Genomic DNA, 23,363 nt, shown 5'->3' on the forward strand with positions numbered 1-23,363 from the left:
GTCATAACTAATGGCTGGAAAATTTGTAAGGATACAAAATGAGCAAGCTGTACGTTGGATCAGAAGTTGGTCAACTTCGACGAGTTCTATTAAATCGCCCTGAACGCGCCCTAACCCACTTAACTCCGTCAAACTGTCATGAGTTGCTATTTGATGACGTTCTTGCTGTAGAAGCGGCAGGTGAAGAGCACGATGCATTCGCACGTACGCTGCGCGAGCAAGACGTTGAAGTGCTTCTCCTCCACGATTTACTGGTCGAAACCCTCGCCGTTCCAGAAGCAAAACAATGGCTGCTGAACACTCAGATTTCTGACTTTCGCTACGGGCCAACATTTGCGCGAGACCTACGCCAATACTTTTCAGAAATGGATGATGAACATCTTGCCTGCATCTTTTTAGGTGGCTTAGCTTACTCAGAGCTACCGATCTCCTCATCTTCTATGCTGCCAAAAATGAAGCGTCCTCTCGACTTTGTTATTGAGCCACTGCCTAATCACCTCTTCACTCGTGATACCTCGTGTTGGGTTTATGGCGGCGTTTCTCTTAACCCGATGATGATGCCTGCACGTCAACGTGAAACAAACCACCTACGTGCGATTTATCGTTGGCACCCAATTTTTGCTGGCCAAGATTTTATCAAATACTTCGGTGACGATGATCTGCATTATGATAATGCGAATGTCGAAGGCGGTGATGTGTTGGTTATTGGTAAAGGTGCAGTTCTTATCGGTATGTCTGAGCGTACGACTGCGCAAGGTGTAGAGAACCTTGCAGCGAGCCTATTTAAAGCAGGCCAAGCTACCGAGGTGATTGCAATTGATCTGCCTAAACACCGCTCATGTATGCATTTAGACACTGTGATGACCCATATGGATGTAGATACTTTCTCTGTCTACCCAGAGATCATGCGCAAAGATCTCGACACATGGCGCTTAACACCAAAAGGCAACGGTGAAATGCATGTTGAAGCCTCACATAACTATCTGCACGCGATTGAGTCCGCTCTTGGCTTAGATCAGCTGAAAATCATCACCACTGGTGGCGACAGCTATGAAGCGGAACGCGAACAATGGAATGATGCCAATAACGTTCTAACTGTAAAACCGGGCGTAGTAATTGGTTACGAACGCAACGTATACACCAACGAAAAATACGATAAAGCTGGCATCAAAGTACTGACAGTACCTGGTAACGAGCTTGGTCGTGGTCGCGGTGGCGCTCGCTGTATGAGCTGTCCAATAGAACGAGACGATATATAACTTACTCGTCCCTTTACATTAGGTGAATCAAAACTAAGGTTGATGTGAATACATCAACCTTTTTTTACTTTATTTAAAAATAATTATTCACAATAAAAACATTTATATGTTTTAATGAATTCTATTAATCTAATCACATGTACTAAGGGACGAGCTATGGCTTTCAATTTACGTAACCGCAACTTTTTGAAGCTATTGGACTTCTCAACCAAAGAAATCCAGTTTTTGCTCGAACTGTCTGCAGAGCTGAAAAAAGCTAAATATGCAGGAACAGAGCAGAAGACACTTCAAGGTAAAAACATCGCACTAATCTTTGAGAAATCTTCGACTCGTACCCGATGTGCGTTTGAAGTCGCTGCCTTTGACCAAGGTGCTCAAGTCTCTTACATCGGCCCTTCTGGCTCGCAGATCGGTCATAAGGAATCGATGAAAGACACCGCTCGTGTTCTTGGTCGTATGTACGACGGGATTGAATACCGAGGCTTTGGCCAATCCATTGTTGAAGAGCTTGGTACTTATGCTGGTGTTCCAGTGTGGAATGGTTTAACGGATGAGTTCCACCCAACCCAGATCCTTGCTGACTTCCTGACCATGCAAGAGCACGGCCGTGGTAAACAGCTACATGAAATAACCTTCGCTTACCTAGGTGATGCACGCAACAACATGGGTAACTCACTTATGGTGGGCGCAGCGAAAATGGGCATGGATATTCGCCTTGTCGCGCCAAAAGCGTTCTGGCCTGAAGAACAGCTCGTGTCAACTTGTCAAACTATCGCGCAACAAACCGGAGCAAAAATCACGTTAACAGAAAGCGTTGAGGAAGGTGTGAAAGGTTGTGACTTCCTATACACCGACGTTTGGGTGTCTATGGGTGAGTCTGCCGAGGCATGGGATGAACGTGTAGCGTTAATGACACCTTATCAAATCAATATGGACGTGATTAAGCAAACGGGTAATCCACATGTGAAATTCATGCACTGCCTTCCAGCTTTCCACAATGATGAAACCACCGTCGGCAAAGAAGTCGCTGAAAAATACGGTATGAAAGGCCTTGAAGTAACAGAAGAGGTATTTGAATCGGAATACTCCATCGTATTCGACGAAGCTGAAAACCGTATGCATACCATCAAAGCCGTGATGGTTGCGACGCTAGGAAGCTAAACCAGTGCGCAAAAACAGCCGATAAAAACCATGATGTAATCGCTTGCGCTCACGAAAGTTAAGCGTATAATGCTCGGCAATTTGTCTGAGGATTAAGAAATGACCACGCTGATTGCTGACGTAAAAACGCGATTTGCTCTCGCTAAGCGACTACGCTTACGTGGTGTTATTTTCGTTAATTCTATTGAATTTTAAAACCTCCCCATTGGGGAGGTTTTTTTATGTCCAAAATTCCTTTCGGTTATTTGGATGTAGTCATCAATGTTATAGGGAAGAAGATCATGGCGAACTCGCTTTACCAGAAGCACATCATCTCTATTCCAGAGCTTTCACGCGAAGAACTGGAACTTATCGTAGAAACAGCAGGTAGCCTTAAAAAAGCACCTCGACCAGAACTGATTAAAAACAAAGTCGTTGCAAGTTGTTTCTTTGAACCATCAACACGTACACGTTTATCGTTTGAAACAGCGATTCAGCGCATTGGTGGTGACGTGATTGGCTTTGATAATGATGGTAATACCTCTCTGGCGAAAAAAGGCGAAACACTCGCAGATTCAGTACAAGTCATCTCTTCTTACGTCGATGCCTTTGTGATGCGTCATCCACAAGAAGGCGCCGCTCGCTTGGCCTCTGAATTTTCAAATGGCGTGCCAGTGATCAACGCGGGCGACGGTGCAAACCAACACCCAACTCAAACGCTACTCGACCTATACACCATCGCGGAAACACAAGGGCGTCTAGACAACCTGAACGTCGCATTCGTAGGTGACCTAAAATATGGCCGCACAGTGCACTCACTGACTCAAGCCTTAGCAAAGTTTAACAACATCCGCTTCTTCTTTGTTGCACCAGATGCGCTGGCAATGCCAGATTACATCTGCGAAGAACTAGACGAAGCTGGCATTCAATATAGCCTACACACAGACATGGAAAGTGTGATTCCTGAACTGGATATTCTGTACATGACTCGCGTACAGAAAGAACGCTTTGACGAATCGGAATACGCACATATTAAGTCGGCTTACATCCTAACGGCGGCACTACTAGAAGGCGCGCGTGAGAACTTGAAAGTACTGCACCCACTACCACGTGTGGATGAAATCACAACTGATGTTGATAAAACGCCTCATGCTTACTTCTTCCAGCAAGCTCAAAATGGCGTGTATGCTCGCCAAGCACTGCTGGCGCTTGTTCTAAACGAAACACTGTAATCGAGGGGAAAAATCATGGCTAAAGAAACTCAATTGCAGGTAGAAGCAATCAAAAATGGTACGGTCATCGACCACATCCCTGCGCAAATCGGCATCAAAGTATTAAGACTGTTCGATATGCACAATTCATCACAACGCGTAACGATTGGACTGAACTTGCCATCATCAGCACTCGGTCATAAAGATCTACTCAAAATCGAAAATGTGTTTATCAATGAAGAGCAAGCGAGCAAGCTAGCGTTGTATGCTCCTCACGCGACCGTGAATCAAATCGAGAATTATGAAGTGGTGAAAAAGCTCGCGTTAGAGCTTCCTGAGCGCATCAATGATGTATTTGAATGCCCGAATTCAAACTGTATTTCTCATAATGAACCAGTAGAAAGCAGCTTTAGCGTGTTCGAGAAGAAACAAGAAATCCGCCTAAAGTGTAAATACTGCGAGAAAGTGTTCTCACGCGAGATCGTAACCGAGCGATAAACACGCCGCACGACTAGGCTGTGATACGTTTAAAATACCCTGCAATGTCAGGGTATTTTGCTCTTTACCTACCGAGGGTTTAGAGGCAAACTGAGAATCTTTATTCCCTACAACTGATGGAAAAAATCAAATGACGAAAGTACTTCACACTGAGTCTGCACCAGCAGCAATCGGTCCTTACGTTCAAGGCGTAGATCTAGGTAACATGGTTCTTACTTCAGGCCAAATCCCAGTAAACCCAGCGACAGGTGAAGTGTCTGCTGATATCGCAGAACAAGCTCGTCAGTCTCTAGAAAACGTAAAGGCTGTAGTTGAATCTTCAAGTCTTAAAGTATCTGATATTGTAAAGCTAACGGTTTTTGTTAAAGACCTAAATGACTTTGGCACAGTGAACGAAGTTTACGGCAAGTTCTTTGATGAGCACGGCGTAGCAAACTACCCTGCACGCTCTTGTGTAGAAGTGGCTCGCCTACCAAAAGATGTTGGCATCGAGATTGAAGCAATTGCAGTTCGCAAATAATTGTACTTGCTGACAAACATAAAAAAACGGGTAGCTCAGGCTACCCGTTTTTTATTGTCTTTTCGTGATGATATCGCAGTAAAACTTAAGCAGCATTACGCTGTTTGACTTCTTCATCTAACGATTCAAGCTTCTCTTTCATCTGTTCACGACAGATATTCGCTAACTCGCGAATGCCCTCTTTACCATAGCCTTCAGTGCTGATTGGAGGTAGCATTTCAACAATCACATGGCCATTGTTCCAACGGTTCAGCTTAATTTTATTCGTCGAGCTACATACGATAGGAATGATTGGCACACCTGCTCCAATTGCCGCATGAAAAGCACCTGTTTTGAATGGCAGCAAACCACGCCCACGAGAACGCGTGCCTTCTGGGAACATCCACACCGAAACATCACTTTCTTTCATGCTGCTCACGACCTGATCGATAGTACCTTTTGCTTTAGAGCGATTCGCTCGGTCAATCAGAATGTTACCCGTAAGCCAGTAAAGCTGACCAAACAGTGGCATCCAAGCCAAGCTCTTTTTACCTACTGTCACAACTTTCGGAGTCACAGCCGCAGAAACAGTAAACATGTCCCAGTTGTTCTGGTGGTTAGCAATGTAAACATGTTGGCCGCGTGAATACGCATCTTCAGGGATACGCAACTCTAACTTAATCCCAAACACACGAGACATCTTGGCAAACAAACGGCCAAAAGTGAAAACGTGCTTAGGGTTTCTAGGGCTTAATAGGCAGTAACCACAACCACCAATAAACATAACAATCGCAAAGATAGCGACAGCAAATACACGTAACAGTGCAATCATTCTTGTTCTCCAGGAACCGGCTTTTGCCAGATACAGCTATTAATATCTCTCTTTCCATAAAGGGAAAATATGGTCATGAGAGTGATATAAAAAAGCCGAAACTCAGGTTTCGGCTCTCTTGATATCCAAGTTACCTGCGGTGCAGTTTAACTTGCCTAGCTCACTCGCTCAATATTTGCGCCAAGTGCAGCCAGTTTATTTTCGATTTTGTCGTAACCACGGTCGATATGGTAAATACGATCAACGACGGTTTCGCCTTTAGCAATGCAACCTGCAATAACCAAACTAGCCGAAGCTCGTAGATCGGTTGCCATCACTTGCGCACCGCTGAGTGACTCAACATCACCACAGATAACCGTATTGCCTTCGATCTCAGCTTTAGCGCCCATACGCATGAGTTCTGGTACGTGCATAAAGCGGTTTTCAAAGATAGTCTCTGTGATCACGCCGCCACCTTTCGCCATCATGTTCAGAAGCGTAAATTGAGCTTGCATATCCGTCGGGAAACCAGGATGTGGCGCAGTACGTACACTTACCGCTTTTAGCTCGCGGTCGGTCATATCAACGGAGATCCAATCTTCACCCGTTTCGACAAGCGCGCCAGCTTCTTCCAGCTTGGCGAGAACCGCTTCAAGCAAATGAGCATTAGTGTTGCGACATACCACTTTACCGCCAGATACTGCTGCTGCGACAAGGAATGTTCCCGTCTCAATACGGTCAGCAACCACGTTGTGTTTACAACCGCCTAGGCGCTCAACACCTTCAATCGTAATGGTATCTGTGCCAGCGCCAGAGATTTTTGCGCCAAGCTTATTTAGGAAATCAGCGGTATCGACGATTTCAGGCTCACGCGCAGCGTTATCTAGTGTTGTTGTGCCTTCCGCCAGCGCTGCGGCACACATGATGGTGATCGTCGCGCCTACGCTGACTTTATCCATCACGATGTGCGCGCCTTTTAGACGACCATCCACTTCTGCTTTCACATAACCATCTTCTAATGTAATGGTTGCGCCAAGCTGCTCTAAACCAGAAATATGCAGATCCACAGGACGGGCACCGATGGCACAACCGCCTGGTAAAGAAACCTGACCTTGACCAAAGCGCGCCACCAAAGGACCTAAAGCCCAAATAGAAGCACGCATGGTTTTCACCAAATCATAAGGCGCGCAGTATTCTGTAATACTGCTTGGATCAACATGAACAGAGCCATTGCGGCTTACTTTCGCGCCTAAACGCTTAAGCAATTCCATCGTTGTGTCGATATCACGAAGGTGTGGTACGTTTGCCACTTCTACTGGCTCTTCCGCCAAGATAGACGCAAATAAAATCGGCAGTGCTGCGTTTTTTGCACCTGAAATGGTCACTTCACCAACTAGTGGTTTATCTGACCCAATAACTCGAAACTTTTCCATCAATAAACCTTAAAGCGACATCAATTTCTTATCACGAGCCCACTCTTCTGGTGTGAACGCTTTGATTGATAATGCGTGAATGTCGTTACGCTGGATGTATTCCATCAGAGGAGCATAAATTAGCTGCTGCTTCTTAACGCGGCTCATTCCATCGAAACAAGCATCAACAGCAACCACTTCATAGTGGCTACCTTCACCTTTCACATGCACTTCTTGAAGGTTTAGTGCTTCTTCTAATAACTGTTGTACTTTTGCGCTATCCACAATTTACCCCTGATAATTCTGTATGTGTTTGGCCACTAAAGATTCAACATTGCTCAGTTGAAACAAAGTGCGCAGTTGCGCCGGCACGAAACTGAGCATTATATGACAGTTTTGCTTTTTTGCATGCTCTAATAAGTGGATTAACATCACCATTCCTGCAGAGTCGACTCGCTCTATCTCTTTTAGCGAGCATTCCAGCTCCGATTGAGCAGGTTGCCATTGCTGTGCATACGCCCACAATGAAGGCACTGTATCTCTATCAAGTGCCCCTGTTAGCTTAAGAATGCTTTGATCCAATTGCCACTGAGCGGGAGTCTGGGCCATTATTTCTTCGCCTCGAAGCGGATCGGTTCTGCGGCCAATTTTTCTAGGTCTTTAGCAACAGATAGAATGCCTTCTTGACGAATTTTACTGTTCCATTCGGATTGTTTACTAGAAAGCAAACTAATGCCCTCTGCAATCATATCGAATGCTTCCCACTCACCAGACTGGTTGTCTTTACGCAGTTTAAACTCAAGTTTGATGTTTGGACGCGGAGTATCGATGATATCAACTTTAATGCTTGTAATACGCTTAGAGTCATCAATGCTAGGCTCAGGACCAAACTCAATTTTTTGGTCAGAGTATTGCGTCAACACTTGTGCATAAGACGCAATCAGGTAAGCACGAAATGCATCGATAAACTCAAGTACATCTTCACGCTTAGCACCTTTTAAGTTTGGACCAAGAAGTTTTAACCCTGCATAGCGGTAGTTGACGTAAGGCATTAGCTCTTCTTCAACGATCACTTTAAGTAAATTTGGATCTTGTTTGATTTTCGGCTGTTCGGCTTTCAATCTTTCGAACGTGACTTCAGCTACCTGCTTCATCATCTTATAAGGTTCAGTTTTATCCACCTCTGCTGCTGTTGTTCCAAAGACGCTAAACACAGCACAAACTGAAAGTAGTAATCTCGCTAACATAGTTATTCCTTACTTGAGTCGTCTGAACCACCTACGCTGTAGAGTACTTGACCAATTAAGTCTTCAAGCACAAGCGCCGATTTGGTGTCTTCGATGGTATCACCATCCACCAGCATGACTTCATCATCAAAAACGAAGCCAGGTACTAAACCAATGTATTGCTCACCAATCAGGCCAGATGTCAAAATTTGTACGCTCGACGTTTCTGGGAACTGATTGTATTTGCTATTGATAGATAGTGTTACAACTGGCAATAAGTTGTCTGGGTTAAGCGAAATACTACTTACTCGACCAATCACAACGCCCCCCACTTTTACGGGAGAACGAACTTTTAAACTGCCAATATTATCGAACTCGGCTTTGAGGGTATAAGTATCACCAGAGCCAATGCTTTTTACGTCAGCAACTTGAAAAATCATCACAAGAATCGCGCAAATTCCCGCTAATACAAAGCTGCCAACCCATAATTCAGTTTTACGTGTTTGTTGCATGATTAATTCCCAAACATCAATGCGGTCAGTACAAAGTCTAATCCTAGTACTGCTAAAGAAGAATGCACAACAGTGCGCGTAGTTGCTCGGCTGATCCCTTCCGATGTTGGAATAGCATCATAACCGTTAAATAGAGCGACCCAAGTAACCGTAATTGCAAACGCAAAACATTTGATCATACTGTTACCAATGTCTTGCCCTAGCTCAACAGAGGACTGCATCGCTGACCAAAAACTGCCGTGATCAACGCCTTTCCAGTCAACACCAACAAGCTGAGCGCCCCAAATTCCCACAGCCATGAAAATCATAGCCAGTAAAGGCATTGAGATAACCCCAGCCCAAAACCGTGGTGCAATCACTCGTTTCAATGGGTCTACCGCCATCATTTCAAGGCTAGACAGTTGTTCCGTTGCTTTCATTAGACCTATCTCTGCGGTTAACGCAGAACCGGCACGACCAGCAAACAAAAGTGCAGTAACAACGGGTCCTAATTCACGGAGTAACGAAAGCGCTACCATTTGCCCCAAACTGCCTTCTGCGCCGTAATCCACCAACACAACATAGCCTTGTAGACTCAAAACCATTCCAATGAACAGACCAGATACGACGATGATCGCCAGCGACTGAACACCAACAGAATAAAGTTGCTTAACAAGCAGAGGAAAGCTTCTGATCGGTTGTGGCTTAGAAAATAGCGCCCCAATCAACATGAAAGTCGCACGACCAAATGCTCCGCAAATAGAAAGCGTGCGTCGACCCAGCGAGGCGACAAAGTGAATGAAGTTATCGACCATCAAATAAGTCCTTTTCGATACTTTGAGAAGGGAAACGAAACGGTACAGGACCGTCGGCATCACCTTGTAAGAACTGCTGGACACGAGGATCAGAGTTTTGAGTCAGCTCTTCTGGCGTACCATAGGCGATGATTTTTCCATCGGCCATCAGGTATACCCAGTCAGCAATACTCATGACTTCAGGTACGTCGTGAGAAACCACAATAGAGGTCAAACCTAACGCTTGGTTTAGATTGCTAATTAGCTCAACCAAAACGCCCATAGTGATTGGGTCTTGCCCCACAAACGGCTCATCGTACATGATCAGGTCAGGATCAAGTGCGATTGCACGAGCCAAAGCAGCGCGTCTTGCCATACCACCTGAAAGCTCACTCGGCATTAATTGCGCCGCGCCGCGCAGACCGACAGCTTCGAGCTTGAGTAACACCATGGTGCGAATCAAATCTTCCGATAAATCGGTATGCTCTCTCAATGGAAAGGCGACATTATCAAAAACATTCAAATCAGTGAATAAAGCCCCTGACTGGAACAACATGCTCATTTTCTTTCGAGCATGGTAGAGTTTTTTACGCGAGAGAGAGGGAATATTGTCGCCATCAAACCAGATCTCTCCTTGCTCGGGATACAACTGACCACCAATCAAACGCAGCAGTGTTGTTTTACCAATTCCCGATGGTCCCATAATGGCCGTCACTTTGCCCTCAGGAACATGCAGATCAATATCATCAAAGATCATGCGTTCTCCCCGTGAAAAAGTGAGGTTGTTCACGGTGACTAAATCGTTGTTCGACATATCATCTCTTCTACTGTAGGAGCGTTGCAACTCACGGAATCATCAAGCAGATACTCATCGGAGTTGAATTCTACGTTTAATAAAGTAACGTCGGTACATTTATTAGGCTGCAATCATAAGCACATTGGCGTTGAATTTAAAGCACTGTTCAATTAAATAAAGTCGACTATATCCCTGCAATTTCTCATGGTTTATGACCTAATTAGCACGAAGTGTTTAAATCCTAGACCAGAATTGCTCATTTAAATGAGTGAGATTTACATACATTTTCGTTACTAACCTTTAATTTATTCTTCGTTTATCTTCCATTTTAGGCCGCAAAAGGTCAAAATTAGCGGTTATTCATTTTACTTATTTAATACTTAGGAATTCTCATGCTCGAAGCCGTTGCGTTGCTTATAGTCGGTCTTGTTTTGCTTGTTTGGAGTGCAGATAAACTTGTTTTTGGCTCTGCAGCGATAGCCCGCAACGTCGGTATTTCCCCGCTTGTCATCGGCATGACAATCCTTGCGATGGGCTCATCTGCCCCTGAGATGATGGTATCTGCAACCGCTGCTTGGGATGGTAAAACAGATACAGCGGTGGGTAACGTATTAGGCTCAAACATAGCGAACATTGCGTTAATCCTAGGTATTACAGCGCTGATCAAGCCTTTGTCGATTAGCTCCGCCGTCATCCGCCGAGAGCTTCCACTCATGATAGCCGTAACCGTACTCGCTGGTATTCTGCTTTGGAATAGCCATCTCGGTTTTTATGAGGGTGTCTTATTGTTTGTACTCTTTGGGGCATTTTTATTTGCTATGTTGCAAATCAGCCGCAAAGAGCAAAAATCAGGTGATGTTTTTCTTGATGACCAAGAGTCAGAGATCCCTGAAGGCGTCAGTAACCCTAAAGCAATCATGTGGGTGGTTATTGGCTTGATACTGCTTCCTTTGGCAGCCAGCATGCTGGTTGATAACGCGGTAATTATTGCTAAACACTTTGGTATGAGCGACCTTGTTATCGGTCTAACTATTATCGCCATTGGCACTAGCCTGCCTGAACTGGCCGCATCACTTGCGGGAGTTTTAAAGGGTGAAGACGACATGGCTGTCGGTAACATTATCGGTTCGAATGTGTTTAACATTCTGGCGGTAATGGGGATTCCTGGCATCATTAATCCATCGGTGCTCAGTGAGTACGCGATGGGACGTGACTTCTGGGTCATGTTAGGCGTTTCATTGTTACTTGTCGCGATGTGTTTGGGTAAATCACGCAGTATTAACCGTATTGAAGGTGCCATCTTGTTTGTGTGCTTCTTAGGTTACCAAGTGTACTTATTCGCAAACATGACCGCTTAATTACCACGATCAATAAGTAGAGATCTGATATGTCCAATCAATTTGATTTTCGCGCTGCTGCTAAACAAGTTCTTGATATCGAAGTTGCTGCTCTGCAAGAGCTAGATACCTACTTTGATGATCAATTTGAAAAAGCGTGTGAACTTATCCTTTCCAACAACGGCAAAGTTGTCGTTATGGGTATTGGCAAGTCAGGCCATATTGGTAACAAGATTGCCGCCACTCTGGCAAGCACTGGGACTTCGGCGTTTTTCGTTCATCCAGGCGAAGCCGCACATGGTGACTTGGGTATGATTAGCCCTGGTGACATTGTGCTGGCAATTTCTAACTCTGGTGAATCAAACGAAATTCTGTCTCTATTTCCAGTATTAAAGCGCCTGAATATTAAGATCATCAGCATGACAGGTAAGCCAGAATCAAATATGGCCAAGCTGTCTGACTTACACCTGCAAATTACGGTACCTCAAGAAGCTTGTCCGTTAGGCCTGGCGCCAACTAGCAGTACGACTGCCACATTAGTGATGGGAGATGCATTAGCCGTAGCTCTGCTTCAAGCTCGTGGTTTTTCTGCCGAAGATTTTGCCCTATCTCACCCAGGTGGTGCACTGGGGAGAAAACTGCTACTTAAGTTGTCTGATATTATGCACTTTGGAGAAGCGTTACCTAAAGTTTCTCCTGACGCATTAATTCGCGATGCCCTGCTTGAAATTTCAGAAAAGGGGTTAGGCATGACAGCCATCGTCGATGAGCACGATGCTATGCTTGGTATATTCACCGATGGTGATTTACGTCGTACCTTAGACAAGCGTATCGATATTCATACGACGGCAATTGGCGAGGTCATGACGACAAACCCAACCACAGCACACCCTGATATGCTGGCGGTTGAAGGTTTGAACTTGATGCAGAATAAAAACATTAATGCTCTGATTTTATGTAAAGACGAAAAAATTGTGGGTGCACTGAACATGCACGATTTACTAAAAGCTGGCGTGATGTAATATCAGCACAAACATTTAAATCATTTATTAGACGAATAAAGGCAATGGTCAGGGAAGTACTGAGCTAAACGATAGGCCTTCATTATATGAGTTTTACTCGCCTTATTTATTTGCTCTTGATCTTCGTTGTAGCGTGGTGCGGTTATTACCTACTAACCCCTAAAGGCAACGACGCAATTCAAGTAGCACCAGATTCTGAACTGCCCATGTTCAGTGGTTCTGGATTAGAAAACATCACCTACGGTGAAGATGGTGTCCGCAGTTACATCATTCGCTCCACTAACTTAGACCATTATGCTAAGAGTGGAGATACTATTTTTAATAACCCGACTTTGATGGTTTACCATGAAGGAAGCGTCATTGAATGGAAGGTGACTGCCACAAGAGCAGTGTTAGATGAAGACCAAGTTTTGACTTTATATGACAAAGTCTTAATGCAAAATCTTCTGCCTGGTGCGAGTTTTGATACCATGGCAACAGACAAATTGGTCATTAATCTAACCAATCGTGATTTTAAAGCTGACCAACAAGTAATGTTGGTTGGACCACAATTTGAAACTACTGGAGGCGCAATGCAAGGTAACCTAAAACAGCATACTGCGACTCTGACAGATGAAGTTCAAGGTCGATATGAAACCGTTACACCTTAGCCTACTGGCACTGGTATTGGCGGCGCCTCAAGCGCTGGCACTCAAGTCGGATACTCAACAGCCGGTTTACATAAACTCTGACACCCAACAGGTTGATATGAAGAGTAACCAGGTTGTTTTTGAAGGCGATGTATCTCTTAAGCAAGGGAGCATCAATATCGATGCTGATAGAATCGTGGTAACTCGCGATCCTAAAACCGAAGCAATTAAACAGATTCAAGCATTTGGTAAACCTGCGAAGTTTTCTCAGCTGATGGACGATGGTAAAACACTTAGTGGTCAAGCTACGGAGTTGGATTACCGTATTTCTACAGACGAACTGACCATGAAAGGTCAAGCGCAGCTGGCACAAGACAACAACACCATCAAAGGTTCTTCGATTCGTTACCAAATTGGTAAACAAAAGCTAGTCGCAGATAGCTCTAAGGAAGAGCGCGTTACGACCATTTTGCAACCCAATCAGATAGAGAACTAATATGGCAGTACTGAGTGCGAAAAACTTGGCGAAAAGCTACAAAAAACGCAAAGTCGTCACTGATGTTAGCTTAGAAGTTGAATCTGGTCAGATTGTTGGGCTACTCGGTCCAAACGGTGCGGGTAAAACCACCTCGTTTTACATGATTGTCGGCTTAGTACCTCGTGATGAGGGCACCATTACCATTGACGACAATGACATCAGTATTTTACCGATGCATAGCCGTTCACGCCTTGGCATTGGCTATCTTCCGCAAGAAGCGTCGATTTTCCGTAAGCTTTCAGTAGAAGATAACATCATGGCCGTACTTGAAACTCGTCAAGAAATGACGAGGGAAGAGCGCCAAGATAAACTGGAAGATTTGTTGGAAGAATTCCACATCCAGCACATCAGAACCAGTGCTGGTATGGCACTATCAGGGGGTGAACGACGCAGGGTGGAAATCGCTCGAGCTTTAGCGGCTAACCCTCAGTTCATTTTATTGGATGAACCTTTCGCTGGTGTTGACCCAATTTCGGTTAATGACATCAAGAAAATCATTGAGCATCTGCGCGATCGTGGTCTCGGAGTGTTAATCACTGACCATAATGTACGTGAAACACTGGACGTATGTGAAAAAGCCTATATCGTGAGCCAAGGGCACCTAATTGCATCGGGAACTCCGGCAGAAGTTCTCAATAATGAACAGGTGAAACAAGTTTATCTCGGCGAACAATTCCGTCTATGATTATATTAGGAACGGTAAGATTCTGAGCATTACAAGGTAAGTAACACTGAATGAAACCTTCATTACAACTCAAGCTAGGTCAGCAGTTAGCCATGACGCCACAGTTGCAGCAAGCGATTCGCTTATTGCAATTGTCGACACTCGATCTTCAACAAGAAATCCAAGAAGCGTTGGACTCAAACCCATTATTGGAAGTTGAAGAAGGCCAAGACGAGCCTCTAGCAAACGGTGAAGATAAGTCAGCGGTCGAGGCTGCTGATAGCAACAGTGCTAGCGAACCAACAGAAATTGACGTTCCAGATAGCTCCGATGTGATAGAGAAATCAGAAATTAGCTCTGAACTTGAAATCGACACGACTTGGGATGACGTCTACAGCGCGAATACTGGTAGCACTGGCTTAGCTCTTGATGATGATATGCCCGTCTACCAGGGCGAAACCACTGAATCATTACATGATTACCTCATGTGGCAGCTTGACCTAACACCATTCAGTGAAACCGACCGCACGATTGCATTAGCGATTATTGACGCTGTTGACGACTACGGCTATTTAACTTTGTCGCCTGAAGAGATTCATGAGAGCTTCGATAATGAAGAGATAGAGTTAGACGAAGTAGAAGCTGTTCGTAAACGCATTCAACAATTCGATCCTCTTGGCGTTGCATCGCGTAACTTACAAGAATGTTTGTTACTGCAACTGACGACCTTCCCAGAAGACACGCCGTGGCTTGCTGAAGCCAAAATGATACTTGCGGATCATATTGATCACCTAGGCAACCGAGACTACAAGCTCGTCATCAAAGAGACTAAGCTGAAAGAAGCCGATCTTCGTGAAGTCTTAAAGCTTATCCAACAGTTAGATCCTCGTCCAGGTAGTCGCATCACTCCTGATGATACCGAGTACGTAATTCCAGACGTATCCGTTTTTAAAGACAATGGCAAATGGACCGTTTCTATAAACCCGGATAGCGTGCCAAAATTAAAAGTAAATCAACAATATGCTCAATTAGGCAAAGGTAATAGCGCGGATAGCCAGTACATCCGCAGCAATTTGCAAGAGGCCAAATGGTTAATTAAGAGCTTAGAGAGTAGAAACGAGACGCTACTCAAAGTTGCAAGATGTATTGTTGAACATCAACAAGATTTCTTCGAGTATGGTGAGGAAGCCATGAAGCCAATGGTGCTCAATGATGTCGCTTTGGCTGTGGACATGCATGAATCCACGATTTCTCGTGTAACAACGCAAAAGTTTATGCATACACCACGTGGTATTTTTGAATTGAAGTACTTCTTCTCTAGCCATGTTAGTACTGACAACGGCGGAGAATGTTCGTCAACAGCAATTCGTGCACTCATTAAAAAACTGGTCGCAGCAGAGAATACTGCCAAACCACTGAGTGATAGTAAGATTGCTGCTCTTCTGGCTGACCAAGGGATTCAGGTCGCAAGACGTACGATAGCCAAATATCGCGAATCCTTGGGAATTGCCCCTTCAAGTCAGCGTAAACGCCTATTATAAGGCACTAACTGAAAAGGAAAGTCTATGCAAATCAATATTCAAGGCCATCACGTTGATCTTACCGATTCAATGCAAGACTATGTAAATTCTAAGTTTCAGAAGCTCGAAAGGTTCTTCGACCACATCAATCAAGTGCATGTTGTACTAAAAGTTGAAAAAATTACTCAAATCGCGGAAGCTACGCTTCACATAAATCAAGGCGAAATCCACGCATCAGCCGATGACGAAAATATGTATGCCGCGATCGATTCGCTGGTAGATAAATTGGTTCGCCAACTTAATAAGCACAAAGAAAAACTAAACAGTCATTAATCATGCAACTGAGCGAAATACTGTCATTGGACTGCACCAAAAGTGCGGTCCACTGCACGAGTAAAAAACGCGCCCTTGAAATGATCAGCCGTATCGTGGCTGATCAAACGGGCCAAGATTCTACCGAGCTGTTCGAATGCATGCTCAATAGAGAAAAAATGGGCAGTACCGGTATCGGAAACGGTATTGCGATCCCTCACGCGAGAATGCAATCAAGCGACAAGGCCATTGCTGTCTTACTGCAATGTGATGAAGCAATCGAATTTGATGCGATTGACAATCGACCTGTCGATCTTCTTTTTGCGCTCCTTGTACCAGAAGAACAGTGCAAAGAGCACCTCAAGACTCTATCCTCTATGGCAGAACGTCTGAGCGATAAGCAAGTATTAAAACTACTGCGTAATGCTCAGAGTGATGAAGAACTTTACGACATCATGATTCACCAATAAGCAGGACTAACTCCATGCGACTAATCGTTGTTAGCGGGCACTCAGGTGCCGGTAAAAGTATTGCGCTTCGTGTACTGGAAGACTTAGGTTACTACTGTGTTGATAACCTGCCAGTTAACTTGCTAGACGCATTTGTTCATTCTGTTGCTGACAGCAAACAGAATGTTGCAGTCAGCATTGATATTCGCAATATTCCTAAAAAGCTAAAAGAACTGACGAGTACACTAGAACAGTTAAAAACTGAGCTTGATGTGACCGTGCTTTTCTTGGACGCTAATAAAGAAACGCTACTCAAACGCTACAGTGAAACACGCCGAATTCACCCGTTATCTTTAGGTGGCACCTCCCTCTCGCTCGATCAAGCCATCGAGCGTGAGAAGCAAATTTTGACGCCACTCAAAGCGCATGCAGATCTGGTCCTAAATAGTAGTGGGCAGTCTTTGCATGAATTGAGTGAAACCGTGCGTATGCGCGTTGAAGGCAGAGATCGCAAAGGGCTCGTTATGGTATTTGAGTCTTTTGGTTTTAAATACGGCCTGCCTTCCGATGCCGATTACGTATTCGACGTTCGCTTCTTACCTAACCCACATTGGGAACCAGCACTACGCCCGCTTACAGGTCTGGATGCTCCTATCGCCGCATTTTTAGAGCAACACCAATCGGTGTTAAGTTTGAAATATCAAATTGAAAGCTTTATAGAGAATTGGTTACCTTTGCTTGAGAAAAACAACCGCAGCTACCTGACCGTTGCAATCGGTTGTACTGGTGGTAAGCACCGCTCGGTGTACTTAACTCAGCAAATCGGTGAATACTTCTCCAACAAAGGACACCAAGTACAAATTCGCCATACCTCACTAGAGAAAAACGCTAAGGAGTAGCCGTGGAGTTAAGTCGTAAAGTATTGATTCAAAACCGCCTTGGCTTACATGCTCGTGCAGCAGTCAAACTGGTCGAACTGGCACAGAGCTTTGAAGCGGTCATCACCATCGACAATGAAGAAGACAAAACCGCCACAGCAGACAGCGTAATGGGCCTGTTAATGCTAGAGTCCGCTCAAGGACAATACGTCACGATCCACGCAACGGGTGGGCAAGCGGAAGAAGCACTGGATGCCGTTTGCCACTTGATCGAAGATAAATTTGATGAAGGCGAGTAGTTTACTCGCTTTTTTCTTACCTCCCATTATCTTTCTCTTCCCTGACCTAATAAATAAATTTGCTTAGTATCATAAGTTGTTATTAAAAGGCGCCTAGAATTAAGTTATTATTCAACGCATTGTAAATATCAGGAATTGGGAGGAATGAATGGCAGAGCAAATTGAATTCGACCAAGCTCACCAAGCCCTCCAAGAAGTCACAGAAGCGCTAGAAAATGGCCGCTTCGTCCATGTTCGTCGTCAATTACAGGACATGGAACCTGAGGATATCGCTCACCTTTTAGAAGCCTCCCCACGTAAGAGCCGTGAAGTTCTTTGGCAACTCACCGACCCTGAAGATTATGGTGAAATCCTTGACGAGCTGAACGAAGACGTCAAAGACAGCCTCGTATCCAAAATGGCACCAGAAGCGCTTGCAGAAGCGACAGAAGGCATGGATACCGATGACGTGGCTTACGTACTGCGTAGCTTGCCTGACAACCTGTCACGCGAAGTCCTGTCGCAAATGGACTCATCTGACCGCCTACGGGTCGAAACCGCCCTATCCTACCCAGAAGACACCGCGGGTGGACTGATGAACACCGACGTCATCACAATTCGTGGTGACGTAGATGTGGACGTAGTTTTGCGTTATCTACGTATGAAAGGCGAGCTTCCAGAAGCTACAGATGCCCTGTATGTGATCGATGAAGAGAGTAAGCTCATCGGTGAACTGCCGATCACGACGCTTATTACCACTCAGCCAGACGTAAAAATCATTGATGTAATGGAAGACGCGGACGAGGCCATCACCGTCGATACTAGCGACTCAGATGTTGCGAGTCTGTTCGAACGCCGTAATTGGGTATCTGCACCTGTTGTTGATGAAAACTTGCATTTGGTCGGTCGTATCACCATCGATGACGTGGTTGACGTTATTCGTGAAGACGCGGAACACTCGATGATGAGTATGGCGGGTATGGACGATGACGAAGATACTTTCGCGCCTGTTGTAAAATCAGCTCGCAAACGCAGTATCTGGCTTGGCGCTAACGTATTAGCCGCCCTTGCTGCTGCTTCCGTTTCTAATATGTTTGAGGCCACATTAGATCAAATGGCGGCCATTGCGGTATTGATGACGATTGTTCCGTCCATGGGTGGTGTCGCTGGTAACCAAACTGTCGCACTAGTGATTCGTGGTCTTGCTCTTGGTCATATCGGTGACTCAAACAAACGCGAACTGTTAATGAAAGAAGCCTCGATCGGCTTACTCAACGGTATCATGTGGGCGCTGATTATTGGTGGTATTGTTGTTGCTTGGAAAGGTAACTGGATGCTCGGAGGAATCATTTCCGCCGCCATGCTGACCAACTTATTGGTCGCAGGTATTGCCGGAGTAACGATTCCAATCCTATTGAAAAAAATGAACATCGATCCTGCTTTAGCTGGTGGTATGGCATTAACAACGGTGACGGATGTGATTGGTTTATCTGTCTTCTTAGGGCTTGCCACAATACTGATTACCTAACAGAAAAAACGAAAAAGCCTGATGAACACATCAGGCTTTTTTGATTCTGAATTGCTAGAAAAGCTTATTCACCCGCCACTTTCATGGTATCCAGTAGGATAGAGCCCGTTTGGATTTGTGAGCGCGTTTCAATATCACTACCAACCGCCACAATCTTGGTGAACATGTCTTTTAGATTACCTGCGATGGTAATTTCTGATACTGGGTATTGGATTTCGCCATTCTCAACCCAGAAGCCTGCGGCACCGCGAGAGTAATCACCCGTTACCACGTTCACACCTTGTCCCATGACTTCTGTCACTAGAAGACCAGTACCGAGCTCTTTAAGCATTTGTTCGAAGTTTTGGCCTGTCGACTTCACGTACCAGTTATGAATCCCACCAGCGTGACCTGTCGGCGTCATCTTCATTTTACGTGCGGCATAACTGGTTAACAGATAAGTTGCTAGCACACCGTCGGTAATGATCTCACGGTCTTGAGTGTACACACCTTCACTATCGAATGGACTTGATGCCAAACCACGCAATACATGCGGACGTTCTGAGATATTGAACCATTCAGGAAGCACTTGTTTGCCTAGATGGTCAAGTAAGAAAGAAGATTTTCGGTACAGGTTACCACCGCTGATCGCCATAACGAGATGGCCAATCAAGCCTGTCGCAACATCAGCCGCAAACATGATTGGGTATTGACCTGTTTTTAGACGCTGCGCATCTAAGCGGTTGGCCGTATTCTCTGCAGCCTTACGACCCACCGTTTCTGGGGTCCATAAGTCATCACGATGACGTGCCACGGTGTAGCTGTAATCACGTTCCATCTCGCCGTTTTGACCAACGCCAATTACACAACAGCTAGTACTATGGCGGCTAGACGCATAACTAGCTAATAAGCCATGGCTATTGCCATACACTTTCACGCCGTAATGACTATCATAACTCGCGCCATCACTCTGCTTGATTGCACTGTTATAACTTAGCGCCTCTTTTTCTGCTGCAATCGCCACATTGGCAGCATAGTCTGGATCGGGTGCGTCAGGGTGGAAAAGATCAAGCTCAGGGATCTCTTGCACCATGTATTCTTTTGCTGCAGGGCCTGCAAATGGGTCTTCAGATGTGTAATGTGCAATATCTAGCGCCGCTATAACGGTTTGCTCGATTGCCGCTTCACTCAAATCAGACGTGGAAGCACTGCCTTTGCGTTGACCTCGGTAAACGGTAATGCCCAGCGCACCATCGCTGTTGAACTCGACATTTTCTACTTCACCCATACGAGTTGAAACACTTAAACCAGTGCTTTTAGTAATTGCGACTTCGGCGGCGTCAGATTTTGCCGATGCAAGCTTTAAGGCTCTTGCGACGGCTTGCTCTAGCTCGGTACGTTGCTCAGCAACCTGCTGTTTAATATCCATTGTCTTTCACATCTTGTCTTTGATGAACAATAGGATAACAAGAATTTCGCTTTCTCCCCATGATTCTTGTTAAAATAGTCATAATATTAATCAAAACACAGGCAACTGAAATGGCACGTAAGAATCAAAAAGCGCCATGGGAACCAGAAGAAGAGATCATCTGGGTAAGTAAATCCGAGATGAAGCGAGACATGGAAGAACTGCAAAAGCTAGGTGAGGAGCTTGTCGGCCTCAAACCTTCAGTTCTAGAAAAGTTTCCATTGAGTGAAGATTTGCGAGAAGCAATTGCTGACGCGCAACGTTTCAAAAATGAAGCGCGTCGTCGCCAATTACAACGTATTGGTAAATTGATGCGTTACGAAGATCCAGAGCCAATCCAAGCCGCACTGGATAAAATTCGTAATAAGCACTCTCAATTAACGGCGGTATTCCACAAACTTGAAGCGTTGCGTGATCGCGTAGTGGAAGAAGGTGACAAAGCCATTGATGACGTAATGGAAATGTACCCAGAAGCGGATCGTCAGCGTCTACGCCAACTTGCTCGCCAAGCAGCGAAAGAGAAAAAAGCTGGGAAACCAGCAAAAGCGTACCGCGAAATCTTTCAGATCCTTAAAGGTCTAAACGAAGAAGAGTTTTAATTCGACGGCTCAAGCAATGAGCATTCGATTTAAACGCAAAAAGCAGACGTCAATGTCTGCTTTTTTTATCTTTGGTTTTACTGTCAGCGTTACACTAAGCGATTCACGCGGTCTCCGCGCTCGAAAGCGTTAATGTTCTCAATCAAGATTTCCGCTAAACGTTGGATAGATGAGTCGCTGCCCCATGCAACATGCGGTGTAAGTAACAAATTAGGTAAACTCATATTGGCAATCAGCGGATTGCTCTCATCAGCCGGTTCTTGTGTAAAAACATCAAAACCAGCCGCTGCAATTTCTTGCTGTTTTAAGGCATCCACCAGCGCGCTCTCATCCACCAAACCTCCACGCCCTGTATTAATCAAAATGGCGTTGGACTTCATTTGTTGCAACTCAGCTTGACCAATTAAATTCTGAGTACGATCGTTGAGCGGGCAATGCAAAGTCAGCGCATCGGAGCGTTTTAATACTTCCTCAAACGGCACATAACCTGGTCTACATTCTGCCGCCCCTTTACGCTCAGAAAACAACACGGTCATTCCTAACGCTTGAGCCAGATTCGCCGTCGCTTGCCCTAGTGCCCCACTACCAACAACACCTAACGTGCTACCACCAATATCCCCGATTGGGTGAGTAAAAAAACAAAACTGCTGGTTACGCTGCCACTCACCTGCGGCAATATCTTGGTGGTACCCAAATAAATTCCGTCTTAAAGCGAATAACATTGCCATCACGTGCTCGGGCACCGAACGCGTCGCGTAACCACGTACATTAGCAACCGCAATATCATGATTAGCACAGTAGTTCACATCGACGTTGTTAAAACCAGTTGCGGCAACCGCGATCATCCGTAATTTTGGTAGTTGCTCTAATACATGTTGGTCAAGCAGGACTTTATTGCTAATCACGATATCGGCATCTGCTAACCTTTCTATTACCTGCTCAGGCGCAGTTAGGTCGTACTCACGCCAGTGGTGCGGAAAGCCAGGTCGTGGGACCTCAATATGTTCTGGGATGGTCGCTCGGTCTAAAAATACGATGCTTGGCAAAGACATAACAACTCCTTGTTCACGGCTGAAAGACAGGATACATCAACCACAGTAACGAAATAGCCAAAAATAGCGAACTAGAAAGAACCGCTGTTGAGTGCAATTGACATTAAGGGTGTGGCAACGTTTTATAATCAGGCAATGTACGCTCTGGCGAAAAATAGTTAAAGATCATCGCCTCGGCTTCAGAATAAAAGTCACAGGGTACAAAAATACTGCTCAGCTGATCCGTAGCTGGATGATAAAAACTTAGCTCCGCAGCGTGCAACTCTAAACGTTCTGAAAACTGATACGCCTCTTCGCTTGCATAAAACTCATCACCCACAATCGCATGACCAATCGCCATCAAATGCACGCGTAACTGATGCGATCGACCAGTAATGGGCAGTAGTCGCACAACGGTTGTATGGGTGCCATCAGGGTGCACTTCACGCTTCACTACTTGGAATAAAGTTTGAGATGGTTTGCCGTCGTCAAAACATACTTTTTGTCGTGGACGATTTGGCCAATCACAATTTAATGGAAGATCAATATTCCCTTCTTGCGACTCAACATGCCCCCAAACACGTGCGTAATACACCTTGTGAGTGAGGCGATATTGGAACTGCTTTTTTAATGCTCGCTCCGCGGGTTTGTTTTTCGCCAGCAACATCAACCCTGATGTCGACATATCCAAGCGATGCACAACTTGAATTTCTGGATGCAACTCTTTGAGGCGGCTCCACATGCTGTCGTAATGCTCTGCAAGGCGACCAGGGACAGACAGCAGCCCTGATGGCTTATTCACTGCCAGAATGTCGTCATCCTCAAAAACGATATCAACCCAAGGGTCGGTGGGAGGGGTATATTCAAGCATTGCCATGGGAGATCTCTACAAAATAAAAACGCCGCGATTATATACCCAAATAGCACCCAGATGCAGGATTCTGAAGAAAAGTTCAACCCAATAAAACAAAGTCAATCCTTTAGCATAAAAACT

General features: G+C 45.1%; 29 protein-coding genes. 18 read left to right on the top strand and 11 right to left on the bottom strand.

Annotated elements, in window-relative coordinates:
- Window positions 1-38: 38 nt before the first annotated feature.
- The 6 genes from arcA to R7E51_RS17880 all read left to right on the top strand — a co-directional run bounded on the left by arcA (window position 39) and on the right by R7E51_RS17880 (window position 4,628).
- Entirely contained in the window at window positions 39-1,259 is a 1,221-nt protein-coding gene (gene arcA / locus R7E51_RS17855) for an arginine deiminase (RefSeq protein WP_005381082.1), read from the top strand.
- A 156-nt stretch (window positions 1,260-1,415) separates the two neighbouring features.
- Window positions 1,416-2,420, top strand: coding sequence for an ornithine carbamoyltransferase (locus R7E51_RS17860; protein ID WP_206958306.1), 1,005 nt, complete (start codon window positions 1,416-1,418; stop codon window positions 2,418-2,420).
- A 99-nt stretch (window positions 2,421-2,519) separates the two neighbouring features.
- Window positions 2,520-2,615 (top strand): hypothetical protein, encoded by a 96-nt coding sequence (locus R7E51_RS17865; protein WP_005381084.1) that lies wholly within the window; start codon window positions 2,520-2,522, stop codon window positions 2,613-2,615.
- A gap of 86 nt (window positions 2,616-2,701) precedes the next feature.
- Entirely contained in the window at window positions 2,702-3,631 is a 930-nt protein-coding gene (gene pyrB / locus R7E51_RS17870) for an aspartate carbamoyltransferase (protein WP_005381085.1), read from the top strand.
- 15 nt (window positions 3,632-3,646) lie between these two features.
- Entirely contained in the window at window positions 3,647-4,108 is a 462-nt protein-coding gene (gene pyrI / locus R7E51_RS17875; protein ID WP_005381086.1) for an aspartate carbamoyltransferase regulatory subunit, read from the top strand.
- Window positions 4,109-4,238: 130 nt separating this feature from the next.
- Window positions 4,239-4,628, top strand: a complete 390-nt coding sequence (locus R7E51_RS17880) for a RidA family protein (RefSeq protein ID WP_167415470.1) — start codon at window positions 4,239-4,241, stop codon at window positions 4,626-4,628.
- Window positions 4,629-4,713: 85 nt separating this feature from the next.
- On the opposite strand, the gene R7E51_RS17885 is transcribed toward R7E51_RS17880, so the two are convergent.
- From R7E51_RS17885 to mlaF, 8 genes are all read right to left on the bottom strand, one after another.
- On the bottom strand, window positions 4,714-5,439 hold the full coding sequence (locus R7E51_RS17885; protein ID WP_005381088.1) for a 1-acylglycerol-3-phosphate O-acyltransferase: 726 nt from the start codon (window positions 5,437-5,439) through the stop codon (window positions 4,714-4,716).
- Window positions 5,440-5,594: 155 nt separating this feature from the next.
- Window positions 5,595-6,851, bottom strand: coding sequence for a UDP-N-acetylglucosamine 1-carboxyvinyltransferase (gene murA / locus R7E51_RS17890; protein WP_005388419.1), 1,257 nt, complete (start codon window positions 6,849-6,851; stop codon window positions 5,595-5,597).
- 9 nt (window positions 6,852-6,860) lie between these two features.
- Window positions 6,861-7,115, bottom strand: a complete 255-nt coding sequence (ibaG, locus tag R7E51_RS17895) for a BolA family iron metabolism protein IbaG (protein WP_005381092.1) — start codon at window positions 7,113-7,115, stop codon at window positions 6,861-6,863.
- A gap of 3 nt (window positions 7,116-7,118) precedes the next feature.
- On the bottom strand, window positions 7,119-7,439 hold the full coding sequence (locus tag R7E51_RS17900; protein WP_206958308.1) for an STAS domain-containing protein: 321 nt from the start codon (window positions 7,437-7,439) through the stop codon (window positions 7,119-7,121).
- On the bottom strand, window positions 7,439-8,077 hold the full coding sequence (gene mlaC / locus R7E51_RS17905) for a phospholipid-binding protein MlaC (protein ID WP_033907408.1): 639 nt from the start codon (window positions 8,075-8,077) through the stop codon (window positions 7,439-7,441). Before mlaC ends, R7E51_RS17900 begins: the two co-directional genes overlap by 1 nt.
- 2 nt (window positions 8,078-8,079) lie before the next feature.
- Window positions 8,080-8,568 (bottom strand): outer membrane lipid asymmetry maintenance protein MlaD, encoded by a 489-nt coding sequence (mlaD, locus tag R7E51_RS17910; protein ID WP_005381099.1) that lies wholly within the window; start codon window positions 8,566-8,568, stop codon window positions 8,080-8,082.
- 2 nt (window positions 8,569-8,570) lie between these two features.
- A complete protein-coding gene (gene mlaE, locus R7E51_RS17915; RefSeq protein ID WP_005381100.1) occupies window positions 8,571-9,362 on the bottom strand; it encodes a lipid asymmetry maintenance ABC transporter permease subunit MlaE in 792 nt (263 codons plus the stop codon).
- Window positions 9,352-10,155, bottom strand: a complete 804-nt coding sequence (gene mlaF / locus R7E51_RS17920; RefSeq protein WP_005388422.1) for a phospholipid ABC transporter ATP-binding protein MlaF — start codon at window positions 10,153-10,155, stop codon at window positions 9,352-9,354. The genes mlaE and mlaF overlap by 11 nt, the downstream gene beginning before the upstream one ends.
- 374 nt (window positions 10,156-10,529) lie before the next feature.
- Between mlaF and R7E51_RS17925 the strand changes: the two genes are divergently transcribed.
- The 11 genes from R7E51_RS17925 (at window position 10,530) to mgtE (ending at window position 19,292) form a co-directional block, all read left to right on the top strand.
- Window positions 10,530-11,495 (top strand): calcium/sodium antiporter, encoded by a 966-nt coding sequence (locus R7E51_RS17925; RefSeq protein ID WP_005381102.1) that lies wholly within the window; start codon window positions 10,530-10,532, stop codon window positions 11,493-11,495.
- A gap of 29 nt (window positions 11,496-11,524) precedes the next feature.
- On the top strand, window positions 11,525-12,496 hold the full coding sequence (kdsD, locus tag R7E51_RS17930; protein ID WP_005381104.1) for an arabinose-5-phosphate isomerase KdsD: 972 nt from the start codon (window positions 11,525-11,527) through the stop codon (window positions 12,494-12,496).
- Between the two features lie 86 nt (window positions 12,497-12,582).
- Window positions 12,583-13,146 (top strand): LPS export ABC transporter periplasmic protein LptC, encoded by a 564-nt coding sequence (gene lptC, locus R7E51_RS17935; protein WP_206958310.1) that lies wholly within the window; start codon window positions 12,583-12,585, stop codon window positions 13,144-13,146.
- Window positions 13,127-13,621: a lipopolysaccharide transport periplasmic protein LptA gene (gene lptA / locus R7E51_RS17940; RefSeq protein WP_005381109.1), complete on the top strand. Its 495-nt coding sequence runs from the start codon at window positions 13,127-13,129 to the stop codon at window positions 13,619-13,621. Before lptC ends, lptA begins: the two co-directional genes overlap by 20 nt.
- A gap of 1 nt (window position 13,622) precedes the next feature.
- Complete coding sequence (gene lptB / locus R7E51_RS17945) at window positions 13,623-14,348, top strand: LPS export ABC transporter ATP-binding protein (protein WP_005381111.1); 726 nt, start codon at window positions 13,623-13,625, stop codon at window positions 14,346-14,348.
- 50 nt (window positions 14,349-14,398) lie between these two features.
- On the top strand, window positions 14,399-15,868 hold the full coding sequence (locus R7E51_RS17950; RefSeq protein WP_005381112.1) for an RNA polymerase factor sigma-54: 1,470 nt from the start codon (window positions 14,399-14,401) through the stop codon (window positions 15,866-15,868).
- A 24-nt stretch (window positions 15,869-15,892) separates the two neighbouring features.
- Window positions 15,893-16,180 (top strand): ribosome hibernation promoting factor, encoded by a 288-nt coding sequence (hpf, locus tag R7E51_RS17955; RefSeq protein ID WP_005381114.1) that lies wholly within the window; start codon window positions 15,893-15,895, stop codon window positions 16,178-16,180.
- A gap of 2 nt (window positions 16,181-16,182) precedes the next feature.
- On the top strand, window positions 16,183-16,629 hold the full coding sequence (gene ptsN / locus R7E51_RS17960) for a PTS IIA-like nitrogen regulatory protein PtsN (RefSeq protein ID WP_005381116.1): 447 nt from the start codon (window positions 16,183-16,185) through the stop codon (window positions 16,627-16,629).
- A 14-nt stretch (window positions 16,630-16,643) separates the two neighbouring features.
- Window positions 16,644-17,507 carry an RNase adapter RapZ gene (rapZ, locus tag R7E51_RS17965; protein WP_054577138.1) on the top strand — a complete coding sequence of 288 codons (864 nt, stop codon included), beginning with the start codon at window positions 16,644-16,646 and terminating at the stop codon, window positions 17,505-17,507.
- A 2-nt stretch (window positions 17,508-17,509) separates the two neighbouring features.
- A complete protein-coding gene (locus R7E51_RS17970; protein ID WP_005381120.1) occupies window positions 17,510-17,785 on the top strand; it encodes an HPr family phosphocarrier protein in 276 nt (91 codons plus the stop codon).
- A 148-nt stretch (window positions 17,786-17,933) separates the two neighbouring features.
- Entirely contained in the window at window positions 17,934-19,292 is a 1,359-nt protein-coding gene (gene mgtE, locus R7E51_RS17975; RefSeq protein WP_005381121.1) for a magnesium transporter, read from the top strand.
- A 64-nt stretch (window positions 19,293-19,356) separates the two neighbouring features.
- Here mgtE and pmbA read toward each other — a convergent pair whose 3' ends face one another.
- Window positions 19,357-20,700, bottom strand: a complete 1,344-nt coding sequence (pmbA, locus tag R7E51_RS17980; protein ID WP_206958312.1) for a metalloprotease PmbA — start codon at window positions 20,698-20,700, stop codon at window positions 19,357-19,359.
- Between the two features lie 110 nt (window positions 20,701-20,810).
- On the opposite strand from pmbA, the gene yjgA reads away from it, so the two are divergent.
- Complete coding sequence (gene yjgA, locus R7E51_RS17985; protein ID WP_005381124.1) at window positions 20,811-21,338, top strand: ribosome biogenesis factor YjgA; 528 nt, start codon at window positions 20,811-20,813, stop codon at window positions 21,336-21,338.
- A gap of 89 nt (window positions 21,339-21,427) precedes the next feature.
- Here yjgA and R7E51_RS17990 read toward each other — a convergent pair whose 3' ends face one another.
- Window positions 21,428-22,390 carry a D-2-hydroxyacid dehydrogenase gene (locus R7E51_RS17990; RefSeq protein WP_151514342.1) on the bottom strand — a complete coding sequence of 321 codons (963 nt, stop codon included), beginning with the start codon at window positions 22,388-22,390 and terminating at the stop codon, window positions 21,428-21,430.
- A 103-nt stretch (window positions 22,391-22,493) separates the two neighbouring features.
- On the bottom strand, window positions 22,494-23,246 hold the full coding sequence (locus R7E51_RS17995) for a pseudouridine synthase (protein ID WP_053303451.1): 753 nt from the start codon (window positions 23,244-23,246) through the stop codon (window positions 22,494-22,496).
- Between the last annotated feature and the right edge of the window lie 117 nt (window positions 23,247-23,363).

The sequence above is a fragment of the Vibrio sp. Vb1166 genome, from assembly GCF_033338695.1.
GTDB classification, from domain to species: Bacteria; Pseudomonadota; Gammaproteobacteria; order Enterobacterales; family Vibrionaceae; genus Vibrio; species Vibrio alginolyticus.